21 protein-coding genes and 1 pseudogene are annotated in these 21,650 nt (G+C 74.3%); 10 read left to right on the top strand and 12 right to left on the bottom strand.

The genetic code is table 11. The features are described 5' to 3' along the window. Positions 1-13: 13 nt before the first annotated feature. The 5 genes from rsgA to E1284_RS03930 form a co-directional block, all read right to left on the bottom strand. Positions 14-979, bottom strand: a complete 966-nt coding sequence (gene rsgA, locus E1284_RS03950) for a ribosome small subunit-dependent GTPase A (RefSeq protein ID WP_243714236.1) — start codon at positions 977-979, stop codon at positions 14-16. Between the two features lie 57 nt (positions 980-1,036). After that, positions 1,037-2,308: a 3-phosphoshikimate 1-carboxyvinyltransferase gene (aroA, locus tag E1284_RS03945; RefSeq protein WP_131937122.1), complete on the bottom strand. Its 1,272-nt coding sequence runs from the start codon at positions 2,306-2,308 to the stop codon at positions 1,037-1,039. Between the two features lie 39 nt (positions 2,309-2,347). Continuing rightward, a complete protein-coding gene (locus tag E1284_RS03940) occupies positions 2,348-3,076 on the bottom strand; it encodes an anti-sigma factor family protein (protein WP_131937120.1) in 729 nt (242 codons plus the stop codon). Further along, positions 3,073-3,681 carry a sigma-70 family RNA polymerase sigma factor gene (locus E1284_RS03935; RefSeq protein ID WP_131937118.1) on the bottom strand — a complete coding sequence of 203 codons (609 nt, stop codon included), beginning with the start codon at positions 3,679-3,681 and terminating at the stop codon, positions 3,073-3,075. The genes E1284_RS03940 and E1284_RS03935 overlap by 4 nt, the downstream gene beginning before the upstream one ends. Positions 3,682-3,799: 118 nt before the next feature. Further along, a complete protein-coding gene (locus tag E1284_RS03930) occupies positions 3,800-4,819 on the bottom strand; it encodes a DoxX family protein (protein ID WP_131937115.1) in 1,020 nt (339 codons plus the stop codon). A gap of 78 nt (positions 4,820-4,897) precedes the next feature. Here E1284_RS03930 and E1284_RS03925 point away from each other — a divergent pair, with 78 nt between their 5' ends. Both E1284_RS03925 and E1284_RS03920 read left to right on the top strand, forming a co-directional pair. Beyond that, complete coding sequence (locus tag E1284_RS03925) at positions 4,898-5,692, top strand: SOS response-associated peptidase (RefSeq protein ID WP_165965110.1); 795 nt, start codon at positions 4,898-4,900, stop codon at positions 5,690-5,692. A 56-nt stretch (positions 5,693-5,748) separates the two neighbouring features. Beyond that, a complete protein-coding gene (locus E1284_RS03920) occupies positions 5,749-6,090 on the top strand; it encodes a TraR/DksA family transcriptional regulator (RefSeq protein WP_243714235.1) in 342 nt (113 codons plus the stop codon). On the opposite strand, the gene E1284_RS03915 is transcribed toward E1284_RS03920, so the two are convergent. Continuing rightward, entirely contained in the window at positions 6,087-6,893 is an 807-nt protein-coding gene (locus E1284_RS03915) for a class I SAM-dependent methyltransferase (protein WP_131937155.1), read from the bottom strand. The genes E1284_RS03920 and E1284_RS03915 overlap by 4 nt on opposite strands. Positions 6,894-7,228: 335 nt before the next feature. On the opposite strand from E1284_RS03915, the gene E1284_RS03910 reads away from it, so the two are divergent. From E1284_RS03910 to E1284_RS42895, 5 genes are all read left to right on the top strand, one after another. After that, positions 7,229-7,834, top strand: coding sequence for a sigma-70 family RNA polymerase sigma factor (locus E1284_RS03910; protein WP_163060424.1), 606 nt, complete (start codon positions 7,229-7,231; stop codon positions 7,832-7,834). Then, the gene (gene rsrA / locus E1284_RS03905; protein WP_131937111.1) at positions 7,831-8,127 is read left to right on the top strand and encodes a mycothiol system anti-sigma-R factor; all 297 of its coding nucleotides are present in this window, start codon (positions 7,831-7,833) and stop codon (positions 8,125-8,127) included. Before E1284_RS03910 ends, rsrA begins: the two co-directional genes overlap by 4 nt. An 83-nt stretch (positions 8,128-8,210) precedes the next feature. Beyond that, entirely contained in the window at positions 8,211-9,137 is a 927-nt protein-coding gene (locus E1284_RS03900) for an NAD-dependent epimerase/dehydratase family protein (RefSeq protein WP_131937109.1), read from the top strand. Positions 9,138-9,755: 618 nt separating this feature from the next. After that, the gene (locus E1284_RS03895; RefSeq protein WP_131937107.1) at positions 9,756-11,108 is read left to right on the top strand and encodes an HD-GYP domain-containing protein; all 1,353 of its coding nucleotides are present in this window, start codon (positions 9,756-9,758) and stop codon (positions 11,106-11,108) included. After that, positions 11,105-12,436: an HD-GYP domain-containing protein gene (locus E1284_RS42895; protein ID WP_131937105.1), complete on the top strand. Its 1,332-nt coding sequence runs from the start codon at positions 11,105-11,107 to the stop codon at positions 12,434-12,436. Before E1284_RS03895 ends, E1284_RS42895 begins: the two co-directional genes overlap by 4 nt. Before the next feature lie 50 nt (positions 12,437-12,486). Here the strand turns inward: E1284_RS42895 and E1284_RS42890 are convergent. Further along, a pseudogene (locus E1284_RS42890) lies at positions 12,487-13,725 on the bottom strand (bifunctional copper resistance protein CopD/cytochrome c oxidase assembly protein); the annotation flags it as partial. A gap of 681 nt (positions 13,726-14,406) precedes the next feature. Between E1284_RS42890 and E1284_RS03880 the strand changes: the two are divergent. Then, positions 14,407-15,831, top strand: a complete 1,425-nt coding sequence (locus E1284_RS03880; protein ID WP_131937101.1) for an SPFH domain-containing protein — start codon at positions 14,407-14,409, stop codon at positions 15,829-15,831. Here the strand turns inward: E1284_RS03880 and E1284_RS03875 are convergent. From E1284_RS03875 to E1284_RS03855, 5 genes are read right to left on the bottom strand one after another with little or no spacing between them, the layout of a single operon-like run. After that, complete coding sequence (locus E1284_RS03875) at positions 15,800-16,984, bottom strand: cytochrome P450 (RefSeq protein WP_131937099.1); 1,185 nt, start codon at positions 16,982-16,984, stop codon at positions 15,800-15,802. The two genes, E1284_RS03880 and E1284_RS03875, sit on opposite strands and share 32 nt — an antisense overlap. Then, on the bottom strand, positions 16,981-17,592 hold the full coding sequence (locus tag E1284_RS03870) for a GTP-binding protein (RefSeq protein ID WP_131937097.1): 612 nt from the start codon (positions 17,590-17,592) through the stop codon (positions 16,981-16,983). The genes E1284_RS03875 and E1284_RS03870 overlap by 4 nt, the downstream gene beginning before the upstream one ends. Beyond that, positions 17,570-17,926 (bottom strand): DUF742 domain-containing protein, encoded by a 357-nt coding sequence (locus E1284_RS03865; protein WP_131937095.1) that lies wholly within the window; start codon positions 17,924-17,926, stop codon positions 17,570-17,572. The genes E1284_RS03870 and E1284_RS03865 overlap by 23 nt, the downstream gene beginning before the upstream one ends. Next, on the bottom strand, positions 17,923-18,372 hold the full coding sequence (locus E1284_RS03860; protein ID WP_243714233.1) for a roadblock/LC7 domain-containing protein: 450 nt from the start codon (positions 18,370-18,372) through the stop codon (positions 17,923-17,925). Before E1284_RS03860 ends, E1284_RS03865 begins: the two co-directional genes overlap by 4 nt. Continuing rightward, positions 18,369-19,670 carry an ATP-binding protein gene (locus E1284_RS03855; protein ID WP_131937093.1) on the bottom strand — a complete coding sequence of 434 codons (1,302 nt, stop codon included), beginning with the start codon at positions 19,668-19,670 and terminating at the stop codon, positions 18,369-18,371. The genes E1284_RS03860 and E1284_RS03855 overlap by 4 nt, the downstream gene beginning before the upstream one ends. Before the next feature lie 293 nt (positions 19,671-19,963). Here E1284_RS03855 and E1284_RS03850 point away from each other — a divergent pair, with 293 nt between their 5' ends. Both E1284_RS03850 and E1284_RS03845 read left to right on the top strand, forming a co-directional pair. Continuing rightward, positions 19,964-20,767, top strand: a complete 804-nt coding sequence (locus E1284_RS03850) for an AraC family transcriptional regulator (protein WP_243714232.1) — start codon at positions 19,964-19,966, stop codon at positions 20,765-20,767. Between the two features lie 35 nt (positions 20,768-20,802). Next, positions 20,803-21,588, top strand: a complete 786-nt coding sequence (locus tag E1284_RS03845; protein ID WP_131937091.1) for a nucleotidyl cyclase domain-containing protein — start codon at positions 20,803-20,805, stop codon at positions 21,586-21,588. Positions 21,589-21,650: the final 62 nt, after the last annotated feature.

Raw genomic sequence — 21,650 nt, 5'->3', positions numbered from 1 at the left:
CGGCTGCCGCGGGTTAGTCGCTCTCGGCCTCGCGGGAGGACAGGAGGCGGCGCAGCGAGTCGAGACGGGCCCGCGACGCATGGCCCTCGGCGACCCACGCGTCCAGGCCGCAGTCGTCCTGGAAGTGGTCGCAGTGCGGCGGGCAGCGCTCGGCGGCGCCCTCGGCGAGGTCCTCGAACGCGTTGATCACGTTGCCCGGGTCGACGTGCGCCAGGCCGAAGCTGCGCACGCCCGGGGTGTCGATGATCCAGCCGTCGCCGCCGGGCAGCTCCAGCGCGATCGCGGACGAGGAGGTGTGCCGGCCCCGGCCGGTGACCGCGTTGACGTGGCTGACGGCGCGTTCGGCGTCCGGGACGAGCGCGTTCACCAGCGTCGACTTGCCGACGCCCGAGTGGCCGACGAGGACGCTGGTGCGGCCGGCCAGGTGCCCGCGCAGCTCGTCCAGGTCGCCGCCGCGCCGGGTCACGATGTACGGGACGCCGAGCGGCGCGTACTCGGCGACCAGCGCGTCCGGGTCGCCGAGGTCGGCCTTGGTGAGGCAGAGCAGCGGGTCCATCCCGGCGTCGTAGGCGGCGACGAGCTGCCGGTCGATCATCCGGGGGCGCGGCTCGGGGTCGGCCAGCGCGGTCACGATGGCGAGCTGGTCGGCGTTCGCGACGATGATCCGCTCGAACGGGTCGGTGTCGTCGGCGGTGCGGCGCAGCGACGAGGTGCGCGGCTCGACCCGCACGATCCGGGCGAGCGTGTCCGGGGCGCCGGTCACGTCCCCGACCAGCGCCACCCGGTCGCCCACGACGACGCCCTTGCGGCCGAGCTCCCGGGCGCGCATCGCGGTCACGCCGCGCTCGTCGCCGGTGCCGCCGTCGACCAGGCACCGGTACCGGCCGCGGTCCACCGCGATCACGAACCCGCCGGAGGCGTCCTCGTGCGCGGGACGGCGGCGGGTGCGCGGCCGGGACCCGCGGCGCCCGGGCCGCACCCGGACGTCGTCCTCGTCGTAGTCGTGTACTCGTCGAGCCAGTGTCCGCCCCTGCCGTCAGGCGGGCGCCAGCATCGACGCCCACTGCCGAGTGAAGTCCGGAAGAGTCTTGCCGACGGTGCCCGGATTCTCCACTTCGATGCCGGGAACGGCCAGGCCGAGCACCGCCGCCGCCATCACCATCCGGTGGTCGTCGTAGGTGTGGAAGACGCCGCCGCGCAGCGGGCGCGGCCGGATCTCCAGCCCGTCCGGCAGCTCGGCGGCGTCGCCGCCCAGCCCGTTGATCTCGGCGACCAGCGCGGCGAGCCGGTCGGTCTCGTGGCCGCGCAGGTGCGCGATGCCCGTCAGCCGGGACGGGGAGTCCGCGAGCGCGCACAGCGCCGCGAGCACCGGGGTCAGCTCGCCGACCTCGTGCAGGTCGGCGGTCAGGCCCGCGAACCCGCCCCGGCCGCGCACGGTCAGGCCGCCGGGCCCGTGGGTCACCTCGGCGCCCATCGCGGTGAGCAGCCCGCGCAGCGCGTCCCCGGGCTGCGTCGTCTCCGCCGGCCAGTCGGGGACCGTCACCCGGCCGCCCGTGACCAGCGCGGCGCTGAGGAACTGCGCCGAGTTCGACAGGTCCGGCTCGATCGCCCACTCGCGGCCCTGGAGCGGGCCGGGGGCGACGCGCCAGGCGTTCTCCTCCGCCTCGACCGCCGCGCCCGCCTCGCGGAGCATCTCCACGGTCATCGCCAGGTGCGCCGCCGACGGGACCGGCGGGCCCGCGTGCCGGACGTCGACGCCCTTCTCGAAGCGCGGCGCGGCCAGCAGCAGCCCCGACACCAGCTGGGACGACCCGGACGCGTCGATCACGACCTCGCCGCCGTTCACCGAGCCCGTCCCGCGCACGGTGAACGGGAGCGCGCCCCGCCCGCCGTCGTCGATCGCGGCGCCGAGCGCCCGCAGCGCGGTGATGATCGGGCCCATCGGCCGCTCCCGCGCGCGCGGGTCGCCGTCCACGGACACCTCGCCGGACGCGAGCGCCGCGACCGGCGGAAGGAACCGCATCACCGTCCCGGCCAGGCCCGTGTCGACGCTCGCGGGGCCGCGCAGCTCACCCGGGACGACCGCCCAGTCGCCGCCGTCCTCGGTGATCCCGGTGCCGAGCGCGCGGAGCGCCGCGGCCATCAGGTCGGTGTCGCGGCTGCGCAGCGGCTGGACGACCCGGCCCGGCCCGGCGGCGAGCGCGGAGAGGACCAGCGCCCGGTTCGTCATCGACTTCGAACCGGGCAGCGGCACGGTGGCGTCCACCGGGGCGTGCGCGACCGGGGCGGACCAATGCGGAGAGGGCATGACCCAAGGTTATCGGGCCGGGGGAAATCGCAGCGGGAATCAGAGGGGGATCGTCAGCAGCGTCCCGCCGTCGTCGAGCCGGACGGTGAAGTGGTCGATGTCCTGCCGGTCGAGGCCCGTCCCGCCCTGCATGACCAGCGGCTTGGGCTGGCCGGGCACGCCGTAGCCCTTGTCGGGGACGCGCCAGCCCGCGACCACGCTGCGCTCACCGCTCCGGGACACGGCCTCCAGGTGGCAGCGCAGCGGCCCCTTGATGCCGCGCAGCTCCAGGCTGACCTGCGTGCCCCACCCCTTGTCGACCAGCCCGACCGTTCCGGACGCGCCCGTGCTCGCGTTCGTCGCCTGGAACCGCTGACCGGTGACGGACTGCTGCGCCACCGGCGGCGGCTTCCCCTCGTCGCCGCCGGTGGCGCCCAATGCCGCCCCGACCGCGACGCCCGCGCCCAGCGCCACCGCCGCGGCGGCCGTGCCGACTGCGTACGCGGTGCGGCGGAACCGGCGGTCGGCCTTCCGCTTGCGGCGCACCATGTCGAGCACGGGCGCCGGCGGTGCGGAGGGCTCGTCCCCCTCCGCGGCCGCCGCCGGGCCCGGCTCGGCCGCCCCCGGCGCCAGCTCGAAAAGGGCCCCGGCCGTCCCGGACAGCTCCCCGAGCTCGGCCTGGCAGCGGCCGCACCCGTGCAGATGCGCCTCGAACGCCCGCCGGTCGCCGGCTTCCAGAAGGCCCAGGGCGTAGGCGCCGACGTCGGTGTGCTCGATCTGGGAACTCATGAGGTCACCCCCCTTTCCGCCAAGGCGACGCGCAGGGCGCGCAGCGCGTAGTACACGCGGGACTTGACCGTCCCGACCGGGATGCCGAGGTACTCGGCGGCCTGGTTCACCGTGCGGTCGCGCAGCACCGTCTCCGTCAGCGCCTGGCGGTGCGCCGGGGAGAGGGACTCCAGCGCCTCCGCCACGACGACCTTGCGCAGCAGGCCGTCCATCTCGTCCGCCATCGGGAGGTTCTCCAGGGGGCCGTCGCCGACCTCCGGCGGCCTGACCTCGCGCTGCCGCCGGTTGTCGATCACGATACGCCGGGAGACCGTGGCCAGCCACGGCATCAGCGACGACGTCCGGTCATCGAGCCGGTCCGCGCTGCGCCACGCCCTGATCATGGTCTCCTGCACCACGTCCTCGGCCCACTGGCGGTCACCGCCGGTCAGCCGGAGGACGAACGCGAGGAGGGGCCGATGGTACTCGCGGTACAGCGCGGCGGCGATCTCCTCGTCGTCGTCGCGCGGCGGACTCGCGGCCGATGGCGGACGTACCGTGCCGGGGCGGCGGAGCAGGCTCCGCAACCCGCCGGGCTGGCGTCCGGTCGATCCGGGAAGGGCCATGGCCGGGGCGCTCCGTGGGGGTGGAGGACGGTGGATGCAACTGGTCACCTGGCAGTACGGAGCCCGCCCGCCCCCGGTTCAACCGTCTTGAGCCTCTTTTAAGGTTTCCTTCGGGAAGTCAGCGCTTGACCGCCTCCAGGACCTTGCCCGCCTGGACGGCGGTGCCCGTCTTCACCGTCCGGCCGGCCTTCACGGCCTTCGCCGCCTGCGTCGCGCCGCCCGCCTTCATGCTCTTGCCCGCGGCCTTGCCCGCCTTCGCCGCCTGCCCGGCGCGGAACGCCGCCATCTCCCGGATGTCCGGGTTGCCGCCACGGGAGAAGAGGCCGCCCTTGGACCGGCCCCGCGAACCCATGCCCTTCAGCGCGCCGGTGGCCTTGCCCGCCTTGAACGAGCCCGCGGCACCGATCTTCGTCAGCGCGCCCCCGGCCCGGCCGGCCTTGGCCATGCCGCCCTTGCCCGCCTTGCCGCCCGCCTTGCCGGCCTTGAACAGGCCCGTCCCGCCGGCCTTGCCGGTCCGCAGCAGCCCGCCCGGCTTCGCGGCCGGCATCCTGCGCGCCGCCTTCGCGGCCTGCTTGGCGCTCTTGCGGCCGCTTTCCGCGCGGGCGACCCGCACCTGGTGCGCGGCCTCCCGGCGGGCGTTCCGCAGCGTGGCGGCGGCCTCCTTGCGCATGGCCTTGGCCTCGGCGCCGGTCCTGATCTGCGACTCGCGCATCGCGCGCCGCAGCTCCGCGGTGCGCGGCGGGCGGCGCGGCTCGGTCGCCGACATCAGCAGCGCGCCGAACAGCGCCGCGTTCTTCAGCAGGTGGGAGCGCTCGTTCGCGCGGCGCTCGGGGTCGTCCTCGGTCCAGTAGCGGTGCTCGGTCGCCAGCGCCGGGATCAGCTGCGCGGCGAGCATCAGCGTGGTCAGCCGGCGGAACCTGCCGGTCAGCAGCAGCGCGCCCGTGCCGAGGCTGAGCGCGCCCTCGATGCGGACGAGGGTCTCGGGGTCCTTCGGCATCCAGTCGAGCCGGTCGGCGACCGGCTTGACGGCCGGGCCGACCTGCTCGGCGCGCTCGCGCGGATCGCGGATGGCGTCCAGGCCGGTCATGATGTAGGGCGCCGCCACGAGCGGGCGGGCCAGGGTCGTGAAGGGTCGCATAGCCCGCTACATGCCCAGCGCGCCGCACCTCAAGCGCGCCCCCGTCCGCTGTCCCCGGCGCGTGGTGTCATGGGACCCATGTGCGGACGCTATGCCACCACCCGCGCGCGTCAGGAGCTGCTGGACGAGTTCCAGGTGCAGCTCGACGCCGTCGACGGGGACATCCAGCCCGACTACAACGTCGCCCCGACCAAGCAGGTCCCGGCCGTCCTGAACCGGCGGCCGAAGGAGGCCCCCGAGGAGGAGCCCGCGGTCCGGCAGCTGCGGACGGTGCGCTGGGGGCTCGTCCCGTCCTGGGCGAAGGACCTGTCCATCGGATCCCGCATGATCAACGCGCGCTTCGAGACCGTGCACGAGAAGCCGTCCTACCGCCGGGCGTTCGCGCGGCGCCGCTGCCTGCTGCCTGCCGACGGCTACTTCGAGTGGTACACCCTCCAGGGCCAAGGCCCCTCGCCCGACCCGGCGGACGGCGAGAAGAAGGCCAAGGGGAAGCCGCAGAAGCAGCCCTACTTCATCCACCCGAACGACGGCGAGATCATGGCGATGGCCGGCCTCTACGAACTGTGGAAGTCGCCCGAGGACGAGTGGATCTGGACGTGCACCGTCATCACCACCGACGCGCCGGACGACCTCGGCCGCATCCACGACCGCATGCCGATGATCGTCGAGCGGGACCGCTGGGACGCCTGGCTCGACCCGGAGCTGACCGACACCGAGCGGGTCCGCGGCCTCCTGGTCCCCGCCATGGCCGGGACAATGGACGCCTACCCGGTGTCGAAGGCGGTCAACAGCGTGCGAAACAACGGGCCGGAACTCATAGAACCGGTGATTTCTGGGGATAGTCCGGGTAACCGGTCCGACAGTTTGTTCTGACCGCCGCCCTGTTCCGACCGCCTTGTTCTGACCGCAGCAGCCTCGGGGGGAGGGGAGTGCGCACGATCGTGGACACCGCCGCCGCCCGTTCCCGCCTCGCGGGCATGCTCGCCGATCTCGACCGGTCCATCGCCATTCTCCGCGGCGAGACGCCCGAGCGCGACAATTCCGCCGCCGACGCCGGGGCCGGGCTCACCGCCCACGACCGCGTGGCGGCGGCGCTGGAATCCCTCGAACGCCACCGCGCCGGGGTGGCCGCCGCGCTGGAGCGGATCGGCGCCGGCGCCTACGGCCGGTGCGTCGACTGCGGCGAGGCGGTTCCCGAGGGGCGCCTGGAGGCCCGTCCGGACGCCGCCCGCTGCATCACCTGCCAGGCGAGGCGCGACCGCCGCCGCTAGCGGCGCGGCCGGCCGGTCCTGCGGGCGCTGGCGAGCAGGTGGAAGCCGAGGGACTCGTCCGGCCGGCCGGCGCTCAGCTCCGTGCGGATCAGCCGGGGGAGCGCGTCCGGCGACTCGGCCAGCACGTGCTCGACCGTCGAGGGCGACAGCGCGGTGCGCGGCCTGATCCACTCGACGTCCAGGCCCGCGTCGGCGAGCAGTTCGCGGAGCTGGTGGGACGAGAACGAGCGCGTGATCGTCCCGTCCGGCCACGGGACGAGGACGACCTCGGCGCTCGGGACGTCCGACAGGTGCGCCCAGTAGTTCCGCTCGGCGAGCAGCGCCATCCCGAGCGTCAGGGAGTCGACGCAGAGCAGGACGCGCCCGCCGGGGCGCAGCACGCGGGCGATCTCGGCGATGGTGGCCTCGGTGGCGAGGTGCCGCGACAGCACCCGGTTCTCGGCGATCACCGCGTCCACCGAGGCGTCGACCAGGTAGGACAGCGTGCCGGAGTCGCCGACCAGCGGGATCGTGCCGCGCGCGGGGCGCCCCGGTTCGCCCCGGGCCGCGGACCGGCCGGGGCGCTCGGGGTCGCGCACCTCCAGCACCGTGTGGCCGGCGCCGGCGGCGCGGTCGGCGGTGCGCCCGTGCCCGCCGGAGATGTCCAGGACGCGGGACGGCCTGGGCGGCAGCCACCGGGCCAGCTGGGCGTCCGCCACCGCCCGGTAGAACGTCCAGTAGCGCGCCAGGGAGTCCCCGGCCGCGGCCCCGGAGCTGTCGCGCAGGCTGGCGATGGTGGGCTCGGAAGGTCGCGCCGAATGCACGGAGTGCACCAATTGCTCCTGTTCTCGCCGTATACGTCACTTCTTCCCCGTCCGGGGCCGGTCAGCACCCTGCGTGATCCGGCGACCGGGCTCCCCGGCCGCCGGCCCGGGGAATCGGCGGGGCCGTTCCGGTGTTGCACCGTCTCACAGGAGCAACACGGAGGTGCTAGCCGATGACCACAGCCGTCGCCGATCAGCAGCGGAGAGCCGACACGGCGGCGCCCCGCGGCGACGCGCGGGCACCCGCCCGCGTCGGGCGGCCGCGAGGACCGATATCGTCTGTGGGATACGACGCCGCCGGCCCAGTCCGGGCCAAGGGCGCCACAGCCGAGGGGGTGGGTCAGGTACCGGGCACCACGGAGACCGTGGAGCAGCGCCAGGAGCGGTTCCAGCGCGACGTGCTCCCGTTCTTGGACCAGCTGTACTCGGCCGCGCTGCGCATGACGCGCAACCCGGCCGACGCCGAGGACCTCGTCCAGGAGACGTTCGCCAAGGCGTTCGCGTCCTTCCACCAGTTCAAGGAGGGGACGAACCTCAAGGCCTGGCTCTACCGCATCCTGACCAACACGTTCATCAACTCCTACCGCAAGAAGCAGCGCCAGCCGCAGCAGGCCGCCACCGAGGACATCGAGGACTGGCAGATCCACCGCGCCGAGTCGCACACCTCCAGCGGGCTGAAGTCCGCCGAGGCCGAGGCGCTGGAGCACCTGCCCGACTCCGACGTCAAGCGGGCGCTGCAGGACCTGCCGGAGGAGTTCCGCATCGCGGTCTACCTCGCCGACGTCGAGGGCTTCGCCTACAAGGAGATCGCCGAGATCATGGGCACGCCCATCGGTACGGTGATGTCCCGCCTGCACCGCGGCCGGCGCCAGCTCCGCGGAATGCTGGAGGACTACGCTGAGGAGCGCGGGCTCACCCGTGCCGGCAGGGGGTCATCATGAGCTGCGGCAACCACCACGAGACGCCCTGCGACGAGGTACTGGCGCGGGTCTACACCTATCTCGACGGTGAGCTCGACCAGGGCGGCTGCGGCGAGGTCCGGCAGCACCTGGACGAGTGCGGGCCGTGCCTGCGCGAGTACGGGCTCGAAGAGGCCGTCAAGAAGCTCGTGAGCAAGTCCTGCGGCTGCGAGCAGGCGCCCACCGACCTGCGCGCCAAGGTGCTCGGCCGGATCGAGGAGATCTGCGGCGAGATCAAGGCGACCGGGAGCGCGGAGAAGACCGAGAGCGCCTGACCCGGGCCGCCTGACCCGGGCCGCCTGACCCGGGCCGCCCTGCAGGGGCGCCGCTCCGCGGCGGCTTCGGTATCGTGCTGCGGGTGCTCGCACTCGTCACCGGCGCGGCCGGGTTCATCGGGTCCCATCTGACCGACCGCCTCGTCGCGGACGGCCACGAGGTCATCGGCGTGGACGACCTGTCGTCCGGCCGCAACGTCCGCCCCGGCGTGGAGCTGTGGGAGATGGACGTCGCCGACCCCGCGCTGGCCGAGCGGGCCGCGGTGCGCCGCCCCGAGGTGATCTGCCACTTGGCCGCGCAGGTCAGCGTCCGCGCCAGCGTGTCCGACCCGCTGGCCGACGCCCGGATCAACGTGCTCGGCACCGCGAACGTGCTGGAGGCGGCGCGCGCGGCCGGCGGGCGCAAGGTCGTGTTCACCTCCAGCTGCGCGGTCTACGGGGTGCCGGACGCGCTGCCCGTCCCGGCGGACGCCGAGTTGCGCCCCGCGTCGCCGTACGCGGCCTCGAAGGTCTCCGGCGAGGTCTACGCCGGGATGTACCGGCAGCTGCACGGCATCGACTTCACGACGCTGACGCTGGCGAACGTCTACGGGCCGCGGCAGACGCCCGAGGGCGAGGCCGGCGTCGTCTCGATCTTCACCGACGCGCTGCTGTCCGGCCGCCCGACGAAGGTCTACGGCGACGGCACCCAGACCCGCGACTACGTCTACGTCCTGGACGTGGTGGACGCCTTCGCCCGCGCGGCGGGGGAGGCGGGCGGCGGCCGCCGCCTCAACGTGGGCACCGGGCTGCAGACCACCGACCGGGACCTGCACACGCTGGTCGCCGAGGCGGCGGGCGCGCCCGACGACCCGGAGTTCGCGCCGCCGCGGCTGGGCGACCTGCCCGCGATGGCCGTCGACCCGCGGGCGACGGCGGAGGCGCTCGGCTGGGAACCGGCGGTCGGCCTCGCGGAGGGGCTCGCCGAGACCGTCGCGTGGGCGCGCGAGCGGCACGCGGCGTCCCGCTGACGCCGGCCGCCGGTACGGCTGAATTCGGCTGCATACCCCAAAACGCGGGGTTGTCGTATTGTGGCCATTTCCTAGAGGTGAGTCTTTTTCATCCGAGAAGAGTGGTCCATCGCACCGCGGCGGCCGGCCGGGGTGGAAAAGGACCGGTGGCCGGCACATTCGCCGATGCACGTGCATTCTGGTGTGCACTCGGATTGTGCGCTTACGTTGAGTGCATTCACCCGGGCAATTGATCACCTATGGTGACGATCAGTTCACGCTTTGCTCAGTTTTTCCTTCACACGTGTGTGACCTGGGCAGTTCGCGTTAGGCTTGTGCCGAAATCAGCGACGAGAGCACGTGCGCACCGAGGCAATTCGGGGTAGGTGCTCGCCCGGGAAGCCGGGCCCGCGCCCGGCCCCGGATGGAGGCCGGCCCGCGAGGCCGGGACGACCCGGTTCGGCGGGGGGAGGCAAGGAGCCATGCTCAAGCGTGTGTCGCCGGCAGGACACGGCGGGCGCCCGAGCGCCGCGGCGTCGTCGCTGATGCTGACCAAGGGCGTGTCCTGGGTCTAGGTGCCGGCAGGCACTCGGCACCCCGGCGGCGGCCCGCCATCTCGTCACTCCCCGAGGGGCGGCAATGCGTGGACTACCTCTCGCTGCCTGGGCGTACGTCTGCGGTGTGGTGGCCCTCGCGGCCGGCCTCGTCGCGACGTCGTCCTTCGCGGAGCTGGACTGGAGCAAGCTGGCCGTCCTGGCCCTGCTGTTCCTGATCTGCGACTCGGCGCCGGCGCGGCTGAACATCACCCGCGCCCGGGTGTCGCTGAGCTTCGCCGCCAGCCTCGCCTCGGTGGTGCTGCTCGGCCCGGTCGGGGCCGCGCTGCTCGGCCTCGTCGCGGTCATCACCGGGCAGCGGTTCTTCGCCCCGGTCAAGCGGGTCTTCAACGGCGCGCAGTTCGCGCTCAGCGGGTTCATCGCCGGGACGGTCTTCGACCTGCTCGGCGGCGCCCGCTTCCACCCCGAGCAGGCCCGCTGGGTGGAGCACGTCATCGGACCGTTCCTCGGCGCGCTGGTCACCTTCGTCCTGGTCAACCTGACGCTGATGGCCGGGGTGCTGCTGCTCAGCCGGCAGGCCGCGCCGCGCGAGCTGCTGCACGAGAGCGGCCAGCTCGCCGTCGGCTGCCTCGGCTACGGCATGGTCGGCCTGCTGATCGCCGGGCTGTGGCCGCGGGTCGGGCCGTTCGCCGCCGTGCTCGTCCTGCTCCCGCTGTTCATCGCCCGCTGGGCGATGGACCAGGCGTACGCGCAGCAGCAGGCGCACGCCGCCACCCTCGCCGCGCTGTGCCAGGCCGTCGAGACCAAGGACTTCTACACCCGCGGCCACTCCGAGCGGGTCTCCCGGGGATCGGTGATGATCGCGCGGGAGATCGGGATGCGCGCCGACCGGGTGGAGGCGATCCGCTACGCCGGGATGCTGCACGACGTCGGCAAGCTCGGCGTCCCCACCAAGGTGCTGCAGAAGGACGGGCCGATGACCGAGGAGGAGTTCGCCGCGATCCAGCTGCACCCGATGCGCGGGCTGGAGATCGTCCGCGAGATCGGGTTCCTGGACGAGGCGCTCGCCGGGATCATGCACCACCACGAGAAGATGAACGGCCGCGGCTACCCGATGGGCCTCGCCGGGGACGAGATCCCCGAGTTCGCCCGGGTCATCTCGGTGGCGGACGCGTTCGACTCGATGACCTCGACGCGCTCCTACCGGGCGGCCCGCAGCATCGAGGAGGCCGTGGCAGAACTGCGCCGCGGGATGGGCGACCACTTCGACCCGGAGATGGTCGAGGCGTTCCTGCGGGCGCTCGACCGGGACGGCTGGGAGCCGCCCGACCCCGTCGTCCTGCCCGACGACGACGTCGTCGAGACCACCCGGCAGGACCACGACGACCCGAGCGCGCCGCTGCGCGTCACCGGCGGCGACGAGGTGCGGCACCAGTGACGACCGGCCGTATCCCCGCCCGCGAGCGGGCCGCGTGGCAGACCATCGACTCCGGCCAGCTGCTGCTGATCGCGACCGCCGGGCTGTTCGTCGTCGTCGCGATCACGCAGGTCGCGGCCGTCGGCCTGTACCAGCCCAACGTCGCGCTCATCTTCGGCGTGCTGATCGCGCTCGGCGAGCTGTTCCGCATGGTGATGCCGGGCAACCGGGAGGTCGCGCCGATCGCCAGCGCGGGCGCGATGGGGTACGCGCTGCTGGTCGGCGTCGGCCCCGAGGGAGCGGCGCCGGACGCGCCGCTCGGCGTCGTCCCGGCCGAGCACTCCGCGCTGCAGGTCGTCGCGGTCACCGCGGTCGGCATGCTGGTCGGCTCGCTGCCGCACATCGCGGTCGGCCGGACGCCGCGGCCGGACGCGATGGCGCGCCGGCTGTTCACCGTCGCGGTGATCGCGCTGTGCTTCCGGCCGATGCTCGGCCTCGACCTCGCCTGGTACCTGCTGCTGGCGGTGATGGGCGTCGTCGTGATCGCGTCCTGCTTCACCGACGTGCTGATCGCCGCGATGATCCGGGCGGAGACCGTCCGGGCCCGGTTCGGCATCGCGCTGCGCGACGAGATCGACGCGAAGATGGCGCTGTGCGCCGCGACCAGCGCGACCGCCATGCTGATCGCAGTCGCGACGACCGCGATGGGCGAGGCCGCGCTGCTGATCTTCACGGTGCCGATCCTGGTGACGCAGTTCGCGTTCCGCCGGTACGCCGGGATCCGCGCCACCTACCTGGAGACCGTCCGGGCGCTGTCGCGGGTCACCGAGGTGGGCGGCTACGTGGAGGCGGGCCACTCGCGGCGGGTCGCCCGGCTCGCGGTCGCGATGGGCCGCGAGCTCGGCATGTCCGAGGAGGAGCTGCTCGAACTGGAGTACGCGGCGCTGATGCACGACATCGGGCAGCTGTCGCTCGGCGACCCGATCCCGGGCGGCGCGACCGTGCTGGCGTCCCCGGTGGAGCAGCGCCGCATCGCCGAGCTGGGCGCCGAGGTGATCAAGCAGACCGGCGTGCTGGACCGGGTCGCCTACATCGTGCAGCTGTCCTCGCACCCGTACCGGACGGGCCGCGAGCCCGCCGGCGGCGCGGCCGACCGGCCGATCCCGCCGCCGCTCGCCGGCCGCATCATCAAGGTCGCGAACGCCTACGACGACCTGGTCGGCGACTCCTCCGACCGCGACCGGGGCGCCGCCGTGCTGGAGCGGCTGCGGCTCGACTCGGCCGCCGAGTACGACCCGGCGGTCGTGGAGGCGCTCAGCCGCGTCGTGGACCGGCGGCTCCGCCAGTAGCGGCCGGCCGCGGGCGCGGCGGTGATCGCGGCCGCGGCCGTCCACAGCAGGAGCGCGCCGAGGCGCTGGTCGTCCAGGGGCGACGCGCCCCAGCGGCGGCCGAGGGTCTCGTACCAGCCGCCGAGGACGGTCCCGTCCCGCATGAGCGCGACCCCGGCGGCCGCGTGCAGCGGGAGCACCGCGAGCGGGACGAGCGTCCGGGCCGTCCCGTGGAAGTAGGCGAGCCCGATGGCGAGGAAGGCGACCATCGCCAGCGAGTGCAGGGCGTGGTTGCCGAGCGACGGCGGGAACAGCGGTGACACGTACCACCCGTAGAGGCTGAGCAGCAGCAGCGCCGATGCGGCGACCGGGTTGGCCAGTGCGCGCAGGCCCCGGCCGCCGGCCGCGGCGGCGAGCAGCGCCCGGCCCTCGCCGCGCATCGCCGTGAGCGCCAGCCTCACCGGGGCCCCGTAGAGCAGCAGCAGAGGGGCGACGAGCCCGACGAGGACGTGCTGGACGGCATGGGCGCTGAACAGGACCATGCTGTAGCGGGAGATCCCGCTCGCGGTGGCGAGCAGCAGGGCGAGCAGACCGCCCGCCCAGGCCGCGGTCCGCGTCCACGGCCAGTCCCGGACGCGCGCGATGCCCACTGCGTACAGGACGGCGCCGGTGACGATCAGCACGAGGAACAGCGGGTCGATCCACCAGTCGGCCAGGTACGGTCCGATCCCGGCGGGGCCGGGCATCGGGAACCCGAGCCGCAGCGCGGTGATGTCGAGGGTCCCGGGGGCGTTCTCCGGCGGCGGTGTGCGGGACAGCCCGGTCGCGAGCGCCATCGTCGCCGTCATCACCAGGACCTCGGCCGTGCCGAGGCGGAGGAACGGGCGCCGGCCCGTCCCGTCCCGCAGGGCGGGGATCGTGGCGCGGCGGTGCCGCCACCCCAGCACGCCGAGCGCGGTGAGCGCCACGCCCTTCGCCACGACGAGCATCCCGTACCGCGACCCGAGGTGGACGCCGCCGAGCCGCACCCAGGCGTTCACCGCGCCGCTGGCCCCGACGACCGCGAACGCGACGAGGGCGAGGGAGCTGTACCGCTCGACGATCCGCGCGAGGCCGTGCCGATCGGCGTCCGGGGAGGAGTGCCCGGCGCCCCGGGGGAGCCCGTCGCGGACGTCCGGCGCGACGGTGACCAGGGCGACGAGCCCGCCGACCCACAGCGCGACGCCCAGCACGTGGGCGGCGAGGCTGTAGACGGCGAGTGCGTGGTTCGAGGCGTTCGCGGCGTGCCCGGTGAACAGCGGCGGCAGCATCGCGGCGAGCGCGCCGGCGAGCAGGTACCCGGCGCCGCTCGCCGCGCGCGGCAGGCCCGCCGCGACCGCCAGCGCGACCGCGGCGGCGAGGACGAGGAGCAGCGCCCGCCCCTGCGGCAGCTCGATGAGGAGCGTCCGCATCATGTCGCCGGTGAGGCCCGCGGGCCCGATCCCGAACAGGTCGAGGGCGGTGAACAGGATCAGCGCGAGCGTGCACAGCGCCCACGCCAGCGCGGTCAGCGAGGCGGCGCGCAGGCAGCGCCGGCCGATCGCGGACGTCCCCGGCACGAACACGGCCGCGACCAGCAGCCAGCCGACCGTGAGGACGGCCGCGACGTCCCCGCCGAGCTCGGCGACCGACAGGCCGGTCTTGGTCAGCGCGCCCGCCTGCGACAGCCCGGGGGTCGCGCTCCCGCTGAACGCGCCGCCGAGCCGCACGGCGAGTGCGAGCACGACCAGCGCCGACGCCGCGGCCCCGATGACGAGCATCGCCCGGTCGGTCCGGGCCGGGGGCCGAGCCGGGGTCGCCTCGTGTGTCGTCACGCGTCGAAATACGCGTACAACCCGGTGGAAAGTTCATTACTGTGGCCGCCAAGCCGCATCTCGCACCGGGACCGACCGCCGAGGCGGCCTCCCGTTCCGGCCGGTCCGCCCGGCCCCGTGATCGCGCCGAGGAGCGAGATGAGCGCCCAGCAGCCGGGGAGCAACACGTATCTGGAGCAGGTCGTCGCGCAGCAGGCGGTGCTGGAGGACGATCTCAAGGGCAGGCGCGCGCCGATGCCGGTGCCGGGTGCGCCGGGCGCCGTCCCGCCGCCGCCCGGCCCGCTCGCCAAGCGCGAGCGCGCCCTCGGCCGCGGCGCGGGCGACGGTACCGGGCCCGGTCCCGTCGACGTGCGCATCACCGGGTTCTGGCGGTGGAAGAACGTGCTCGTCCCGCCGAACGCGTTCGTCGTGCACACCCGGCGCGGGCGCGCCGAGCCGCTGCACATCGGGCTCGGGGTGTCGTTCCGGTTCAACCCGTCCACCGACTCGTTCATCGTGGTGCCGGGCGCGACGCAGACGATCCTGATCAACGCGTACTGCATCTGCCGGGAGCTGCAGGGCGTGCTCGTCCAGGGCTACGTGCAGTGGATCATCCAGGACTTCGGGACCGCCTACCGCAAGCTCGACTTCGGCGACGCCGACGACCCGATGCGGCTGGTGAACCTGCAGCTCCGTGAGCAGGCCGAGGCGGCGATCAAGGACAAGGTCTCCACGATGGGCGTGCGGGACGTCCTCAGCGACAAGCAGCCCATCATCGAGGAGCTGACGGCCCGGCTGCGCGCGGTCGCCGAGGGCGAGGACAACAGCGACCAGGGCCTCGGGCTGCGGATCGTCACCGTCCAGATCAAGGAGGCCGTGGTCAGCTCGTCCCGGCTGTGGGAGAACCTGCAGAAGCCCTACCGCGCCCAGCAGGGGCAGGTCGCGCGGCTGGCCGAGCTGGAGGCCGAGGAGGTCGTCGGGCAGCGGGAGATGGCGGCCGCGCGGACCAAGGAGTCGCAGCGGCTCGACCACGAGCGCGAGCTGGCCGAGCTGCGCGCCGCGGGCGATGCGCGGCTGTTCGAGGCCGAGGCGGCCGAGAAGCTGCGCCGCACCCGGCGCGAGCACGACGACGCCCGCGAGGTCGCCGAGCTGGAGACCGAGACGACGCGGCACGCGCTGCGGATGGAGCGGGAGCGGCACGCGGAGGAGGCCGAGACCGGGCGGCTGCGGATCGAGCGCGACCACGAGCTCGCCCGGCTCCGCCTCGAGGGCGAGCTGGCGCTCGCCGAGTCCCGGGCCCGGTCCCGGCACGAGCAGGCGCTGCTGGACCTGGAGCGGGAGGCGGCGGCCGCCGCGCTGGAGAACGACCGGACGCCCGCGGCGCTCCAGGCGCGGCTCATCGCCTCGCTCCCGGAGATCATGGCGCGGCTCCCCAAGCCGGACGAGCTGCGCGCCGTCACTGTCAACGGGGCCGACCAGACCAGCGTGGCGGGTCTGGTCACCCAGCTGACCGCCGTGATCGGCGCGCTGCGCGCGGCGGCGGACGGGTCGGTCAGTACCGGGTCCCGGCCGGCGGGAACGTGACGGGGAGGGCGACCAGGGCGCGGTGGAACGGGCCCGGCCGCCACTCCAGCGCCTCCCGCGGGACGGCGAGGTCCAGGTCGGGCAGCCGGTCGAGGAGCACCTCGATGGCGGCGGACGCGATCAGCCGGGAGTGGCTCTTGGCCGGGCAGGTGTGCGGCCCGCCCGCGTAGGACAGGTGCGCCCGGTTGCCCTTCCGGTCGGGGGTCGCCCGGGACGGGTCGGTGTTCGCGCCCGCATAGCTGATCAGGACGGGCTGGTGGGCGGGCAGCGTGTACCCGTGGAAGTCGATGTCCTGGCGGGGGAACGTCGTCCCGTAGTTGGCCATCGGCGGGTCGATCCAGAGGATCTCGTCCAGGGCGTCCTCGACGGGCATGCTGCCGCCGGACAGGTCGCCGCCGAACCGGTCGTCCGACAGCAGCAGCAGGATGCCGTTGGCGATGAGGTTCTGCTCCGGTTCGGTGCCCGCGCCGACGAGCAGCGTGAGCTGGTGCGCCATCTCCATGTCGTCGAGTCCGGCCGGGTGCCGCATCATCCACGACGTCACGTCCGCGCCCGGCGCCCGCCGCTTGTGCGCGACGAGCTCGCCGGTGGCCTCGGCGAGCAGCGCGTTGCCCTCCGCGGCGCCCTCGGCGTCGAAGAGGGCGCTCATGCCGCGGACGAGCTTGTCGCCGATGTCGCGGGGGCAGCCGAACATCTCGTTGAACACCAGCAGCGGCAGCGTCCGCGCGTACTGGCCGATCAGGTCGGCCTTGCCGTCGGCGGCGAACCGGTCGATGAGGGTGTCCGAGCTCCGCTGGACGTGCTCGCGCAGCGTCGCCGGGTCGACCCGGTCCAGGCTGTCGACGATCACCGACCGGAGCCGGGCGTGGACGGGCCCGTTGGTGAACAGCGCGTTGGGCCGCGACATCATCATCGGCAGCACCGGGCAGCTCGGGCCGACCTCCTCCTCCCACACCTCGCTGCAGCGCGGGAACGTGTCCGGGTCGCGGAGGATCTCCAGTGCCGCCTCGTACCCGATGACCAGCGTCGCCGGCACGCCGGGGGACAGCTCGACGGGCACGAGGTCGCCGTGCGCGCGCATCGCCGCGTAGGCGGCGGCCGGGTCGCGCGCGTACTCGGGGCCGTACAGGGGGAAGCGCTGCGGTTCGGTCATGCGGATTCCCGATCGAGGGTGAGGAGGTGGTCGACGAGCGAGATCAGCGCCTGGGTCGACGACCTGCGGTCGCGGGCGTCGCAGGTGACCAGCGGCGTCCCGGGTGCGAGGTCGAGCGCCTCGCGGACCTCGTCGGCAGGGAAGACGGGGGAGCCGTCGAAGTGGTTGACGGCGACCGCGTACGGCAGGCCCTGCTTCTCCACGAGGTCCATGACGTCGAACGACTCCTTGAGCCGCGCGGTGTCCACGAGGACCAGCGCGCCGAGCGCGCCGCGCGCCAGGTCGTCCCAGAGGCGGGTGAAGCGCTGCTGGCCGGGCGCGCCGAACAGGTACAGGACGAGGTCGTCGCTGAGGGTGAGGCGGCCGAAGTCCATCGCGACGGTGGTGGTCGTCTTGTCGCGGATGCCGGCGAGGTCGTCGACGGTCGCCCCGGCCTGCGTCATCCGCTCCTCGGTGCGCAGCGGGCGGATCTCCGAGAGCGTCCCGACGTAGGTGGTCTTGCCGACGGCGAAGTGGCCCACGATGAGGATCTTGACGGCCGTCCGGACGCTGGCGCGCACGTAGCGCGAGTCGGAGCGGGACGTCTCAGAGGCTGGCGCGGAGTCCATCGAGCACCTCCTGAAGGAGCCGGGCCTTGGACTGCTGGGCGGCGGGCGCGACGGCCCGCGTGGTGAGGTGCCCGCCGTCGACGAGGTCGGACAGCAGCACCTTGACGACCCCCACGGGCAGGCTCAGGTGCCCGGCGATCTCGACGACCGACAGCGCGCCGCCCCGGCACAGCGCGAGGATGCGGAGCTTCTCGGGGGACAGGCCCGTGCGCGGCAGGTCGCCGGTGGCGATGACGAGGGTCACGAGGTCGAACACGTTGCGGGTCGGGTGCGCGCGGCCGCCGGTGACGACGTGCGGGCGCACCAGCGCGCGCTCGTTCCGGCGCGGGGTCATGCGGGACTGCCCGCACCGGGGCGCGGCGGGCTGGTCAGCTCCTTGCCCAGCCGCTGGACGAGTTCCTGGAGCCGGAACGACACGGCCTCCATGTCGACGCGCTGCGTCGCCGACACCGCCAGGTAGGCGCCGGGGCCGGCGGCGACGAGGAACACGTAGCCGTCGTCGAACTCGTTGACGGTCTGCCGCCAGGTGGTGCCGGGGTCCCCGCAGAACTCGGCGGTGCTGCGGGCGAGCGACTGCAGGCCCGCCATCCCGGCGGCCTGCCGCTCCGCCTCGTCCCGGCTGATCCCCTCGGAGTGCGCCATCAGCAGCCCGTCGGCCGACAGCAGGATCGCGTAGCGGGTCTCCGGCATTCGGAGCGCGTCGTCCAGCATCCAGCCGAGCCGGTTCGTACCGTCGTCCATCGAGCCGTTCCACCCCTTGTCGTCGACCGCGGAGTTCATGGCCGCGGCTCCTTGCTGTCGGTGTCCTCGCCGCCCGGCGCCGAGGCGCGGCCGGACCGCGTCCCGCGCTGCCAGGCGCCGAGGCCGGCGGCGGTCTCCCGCGCCGGGCGGGCCGGCGGCTCGTCCCCGGCGGCGGGTGCGGCGGGCTCGGCGGCCGCCGCGGACGCGGCGGGCTCGGCCGGACGTTCGGCGACGGCGACGCGGCTCCGCTTGGGCAGCCCGCCGGGCGTCGACTCGGCGGCGACGGCCTCCACCGCGCGGGACGCGGCCGCCGCTTCGGGCGCGCGGCCGTCCGGGACGGCGGTCAGCAGCGCGCTCGGCACGAACACCACGGCCCGCACGCCGCCGTAGGGGGACTGGCTGTCGACCGACACCCGGAACCCGTACCGGGCGGCGAGCACGCCCGCGACCGCGAACCCGACGCGGGGCGGGTCGCCGAGCCGGTGGATGTCCACCGAGGCGTCCCCGGACAGCAGGTCGGCGGCGCGCTGCAGCTCGTCGGCGTCCATCGCGACGCCCGCGTCGTCGATCGTGATCGCGACGCCGTTGTGCGCGGACCGGAAGTTGACCTCGACGGCGGTGTCGGGGCGGGAGTGCCGCGCGGCGTTGTCGAGGAGTTCGGCGAGCGTCAGCACGACGGGCTCGACGGCCCGGCTCGTCACCGCGCTGTTCAGCGACCCCTCCAGGTTGACGCGCAGGTAGTCGCGGATGCGGGAGGTGGCGCCGCGCACCACGTCGGTCAGCGAGGACGCCGAGCGCTGCTGCCCCGGCCATGACCCGCACAGCACGGCGGTCGCCTGCGCGCGCCGTCCGAGCTGGGCGTTCATGTGGTCGATGCGCAGCAGGCCCTCCAGCACGTCCGGGTCGTCGTGGCGCTCCTGCATGTGCGAGATGGCGAGTTGCTGCTCGTTCGCGAGGCTCTGCACGGCGCGCATCATGGCGCGCAGCGTCGACTTCGCGGACCGGTCGGCGCGCTCCTGGACGCGCGCGGCGGACCCGGCGAACAGGTCGACCACGGTCTGGATCGCCTGCCCGTAGGCGGGGGCCTCGCGGTCCAGGTCGTGCAGCGGGCCGGTGACGCGCACGCCCGGGTTGGCGAGGGACTCCATCAGCTCGGGCAGCCGGACGTCCGCGAGGTGCCGCAGCTCCTTCTCGCGCAGCTCGAGGCCGCGGGCGAGCGCGGCGTTCTGGTCGCGGAGGCCGGCCGTCGCCTGCCGCTGGCGTGCCAGCAGGACGCCGGCGGCGATGCCGGCGCCCGCCACGATGGCGAACGCCGCCGCCAAGAGGAATTGCTCCATCAGATCCTCGGTGCAGAGGGGATTCGGGCGAGGTGGACCGGCCGTTACGGCCGGGCGGTGGGGGGAGTGGCGCTGAACAGGCCACAGAATCGGCACCGTAGGGCGGTTCGCGGGGGCGTGCTTGTGCTCGCGCGCAAGGAACTTGCGCCCGGGCGCATTGCAAGATCACCGACAGTCTGAATCGCGTTACTTTCCGCTGGATTCACCTGATTTGGCGGCGGTGACCGTACTACGCTCGGGCCCGCAAGCGATCATCGTGCCGGGCAGGGCACGGACCGGCGGAAGGGCCTGCGGTGGACGACCTCGGCGGGCCGGACGGCGCCTACCGGCTCGTCCTGTACGGCACGGACCGCACCGGGCACCCCGCCGCCGCGCACGTCGGCACGGGCGGCGCCTACCGGTTCCTCCTGCCGCTGCACGGCGAGCTGCTCATGCTCCAGGACGGCCGGGAGTCGCGGCTGAGCCCGGGGACGGGCGGCCTCGTCCCGCCGGCCGCGCCGCTGCGGGTCGTCCAGCGCGGCCCCGCCCGCACGCTCGTCATGACGATCCCGGCGCACGAGCGGCTGAACCTCCCGGCCCGGCCGGTGACCGGCCTCGACCTGACCGCGGGCCTCGGCCGCGTCGTCGCCGACATGGTGCGGGCCGTCGGCGAGGAGCGCGGCACCCTCTCCGAACCGCAGTTCGACGCCGCCTGCGACCGGATCACCGAACTCCTGTGCCTCCTCCTCGCGGGCACCGGGCGGTCGCCCGCGGCCGGCCACCTCGCCGAGGTCGAGGCGGTCGTGCGCCGGTACGTCCGCGAGCACGCCACCGACCCCGGCCTCACCGGCGCGGCGATGGCGCAGGACCTCGGCTGGTCGCTGCGGCAGATCCAGCTCGCCCTGCAGCGGGCCGGGACCACGCCCCGGGAACTGGTCCGCGAGGAGCGGCTCCGGCTCGTCCGGGACCGGCTGCGCGACCCGCTCTTCCGCAACGTCACCATCACCGACCTCGCCCACGCGACCGGCTTCTCCTCCGCCAGCGCCCTCAGCCACGCGTTCCGGCAGCGCTTCGGCGTCAGCCCCCGCGAACTGCGCCGCCGCACCGCCCGCCCCTGACCGTCCCGGCCCGGATCGCCGATACCCCGCTCTTTGTGCCCGGTGACATGGACAACCCGCCGCCGGAGGCGTTCACTCGTACCGTGGACGCCCCACTCGACCGCACGCCCGCCGGCGCCCCGACGCGCTGGTCGGGGCTGAACTGCTCCGTCCTCTTCTGCGACGTCGCCGGCTTCGGGGACCCGTCCCGCGACGACGAGGACCGCCGGGTCGTCCGGGACGTCACCTACGGCATCCTGCTGGCGGCCCTGGAGGCGTCGGACGTCCCGCTCGCCGACACCTACCGCGAGGACCGCGGCGACGGCGCCCTGGTGATCGTCTCGCCCGCCGTGCCCACGGCGTCCCTCGTCGACCCGCTCGCCGGGCACCTGGCCGTCGCGCTCCGGCGGCACAACCACCGCGCGAGCGCCGCCGTCCGCGTCCAGCTCCGCGTCGCCCTGCACGTCGGCCCCGTCACCCCGGACGCCGAGGGCCTGAACGGCCGGGCCATCATCCAGACGGCCCGCCTCCTGGAGGCCCCCGTCCTCAAGGCCGCCCTCGCCGACAGGGGCGCCGACCTGGGCTTCATCGTCTCGCCGTTCGTCTACGACGCCTACGTGGCCCACCTGCACGGCGCCCTGGATGCGGCCGCCTTCGAACGCGTGACCCTCAAGGTCAAGGAGACGACCACCGAGGCCTGGATGTACCTGGCCGGCACGGCGTCCGCGCCCGCCCGCCGCTCACCCGACCCCCACGGCCCCCAGGGGACCACCGTCTTCAGCGGCGACGTCCAGATCCGCGGCGACCTCGTCCTCGGCGACAAGATCACCCACGACCACTGACCCCGTCTTCCGGGCGGCGTCCGCGAACTGCTGCAAGTGGCGGTGGTGCGGCCCGGGGGGCC

Origin of the sequence: Actinomadura bangladeshensis, assembly GCF_004348335.1 — a bacterium.
GTDB classification, from domain to species: domain Bacteria; phylum Actinomycetota; class Actinomycetes; order Streptosporangiales; family Streptosporangiaceae; genus Spirillospora; species Spirillospora bangladeshensis.
The sequence above is the reverse complement of the archived record's forward strand: the minus strand, read 5'-3'. Positions and strand labels throughout refer to the sequence as shown.

Coding starts and splice junctions, on each gene's coding strand:
- aroA (WP_131937122.1), bottom strand. CDS start 2,308: ATGCCCTCTCCGCATTGGTCCGCCCCGGTCGCGCACGCCCCGGTGGAC.
- E1284_RS03940 (WP_131937120.1), bottom strand. CDS start 3,076: ATGAGTTCCCAGATCGAGCACACCGACGTCGGCGCCTACGCCCTGGGC.
- E1284_RS03935 (WP_131937118.1), bottom strand. CDS start 3,681: ATGGCCCTTCCCGGATCGACCGGACGCCAGCCCGGCGGGTTGCGGAGC.
- E1284_RS03930 (WP_131937115.1), bottom strand. CDS start 4,819: ATGCGACCCTTCACGACCCTGGCCCGCCCGCTCGTGGCGGCGCCCTAC.
- E1284_RS03925 (WP_165965110.1), top strand. CDS start 4,898: ATGTGCGGACGCTATGCCACCACCCGCGCGCGTCAGGAGCTGCTGGAC.
- rsrA (WP_131937111.1), top strand. CDS start 7,831: ATGAGCTGCGGCAACCACCACGAGACGCCCTGCGACGAGGTACTGGCG.
- E1284_RS03895 (WP_131937107.1), top strand. CDS start 9,756: ATGCGTGGACTACCTCTCGCTGCCTGGGCGTACGTCTGCGGTGTGGTG.
- E1284_RS03880 (WP_131937101.1), top strand. CDS start 14,407: ATGAGCGCCCAGCAGCCGGGGAGCAACACGTATCTGGAGCAGGTCGTC.
- E1284_RS03875 (WP_131937099.1), bottom strand. CDS start 16,984: ATGACCGAACCGCAGCGCTTCCCCCTGTACGGCCCCGAGTACGCGCGC.
- E1284_RS03870 (WP_131937097.1), bottom strand. CDS start 17,592: ATGGACTCCGCGCCAGCCTCTGAGACGTCCCGCTCCGACTCGCGCTAC.
- E1284_RS03865 (WP_131937095.1), bottom strand. CDS start 17,926: ATGACCCCGCGCCGGAACGAGCGCGCGCTGGTGCGCCCGCACGTCGTC.
- E1284_RS03860 (WP_243714233.1), bottom strand. CDS start 18,372: ATGAACTCCGCGGTCGACGACAAGGGGTGGAACGGCTCGATGGACGAC.
- E1284_RS03855 (WP_131937093.1), bottom strand. CDS start 19,670: ATGGAGCAATTCCTCTTGGCGGCGGCGTTCGCCATCGTGGCGGGCGCC.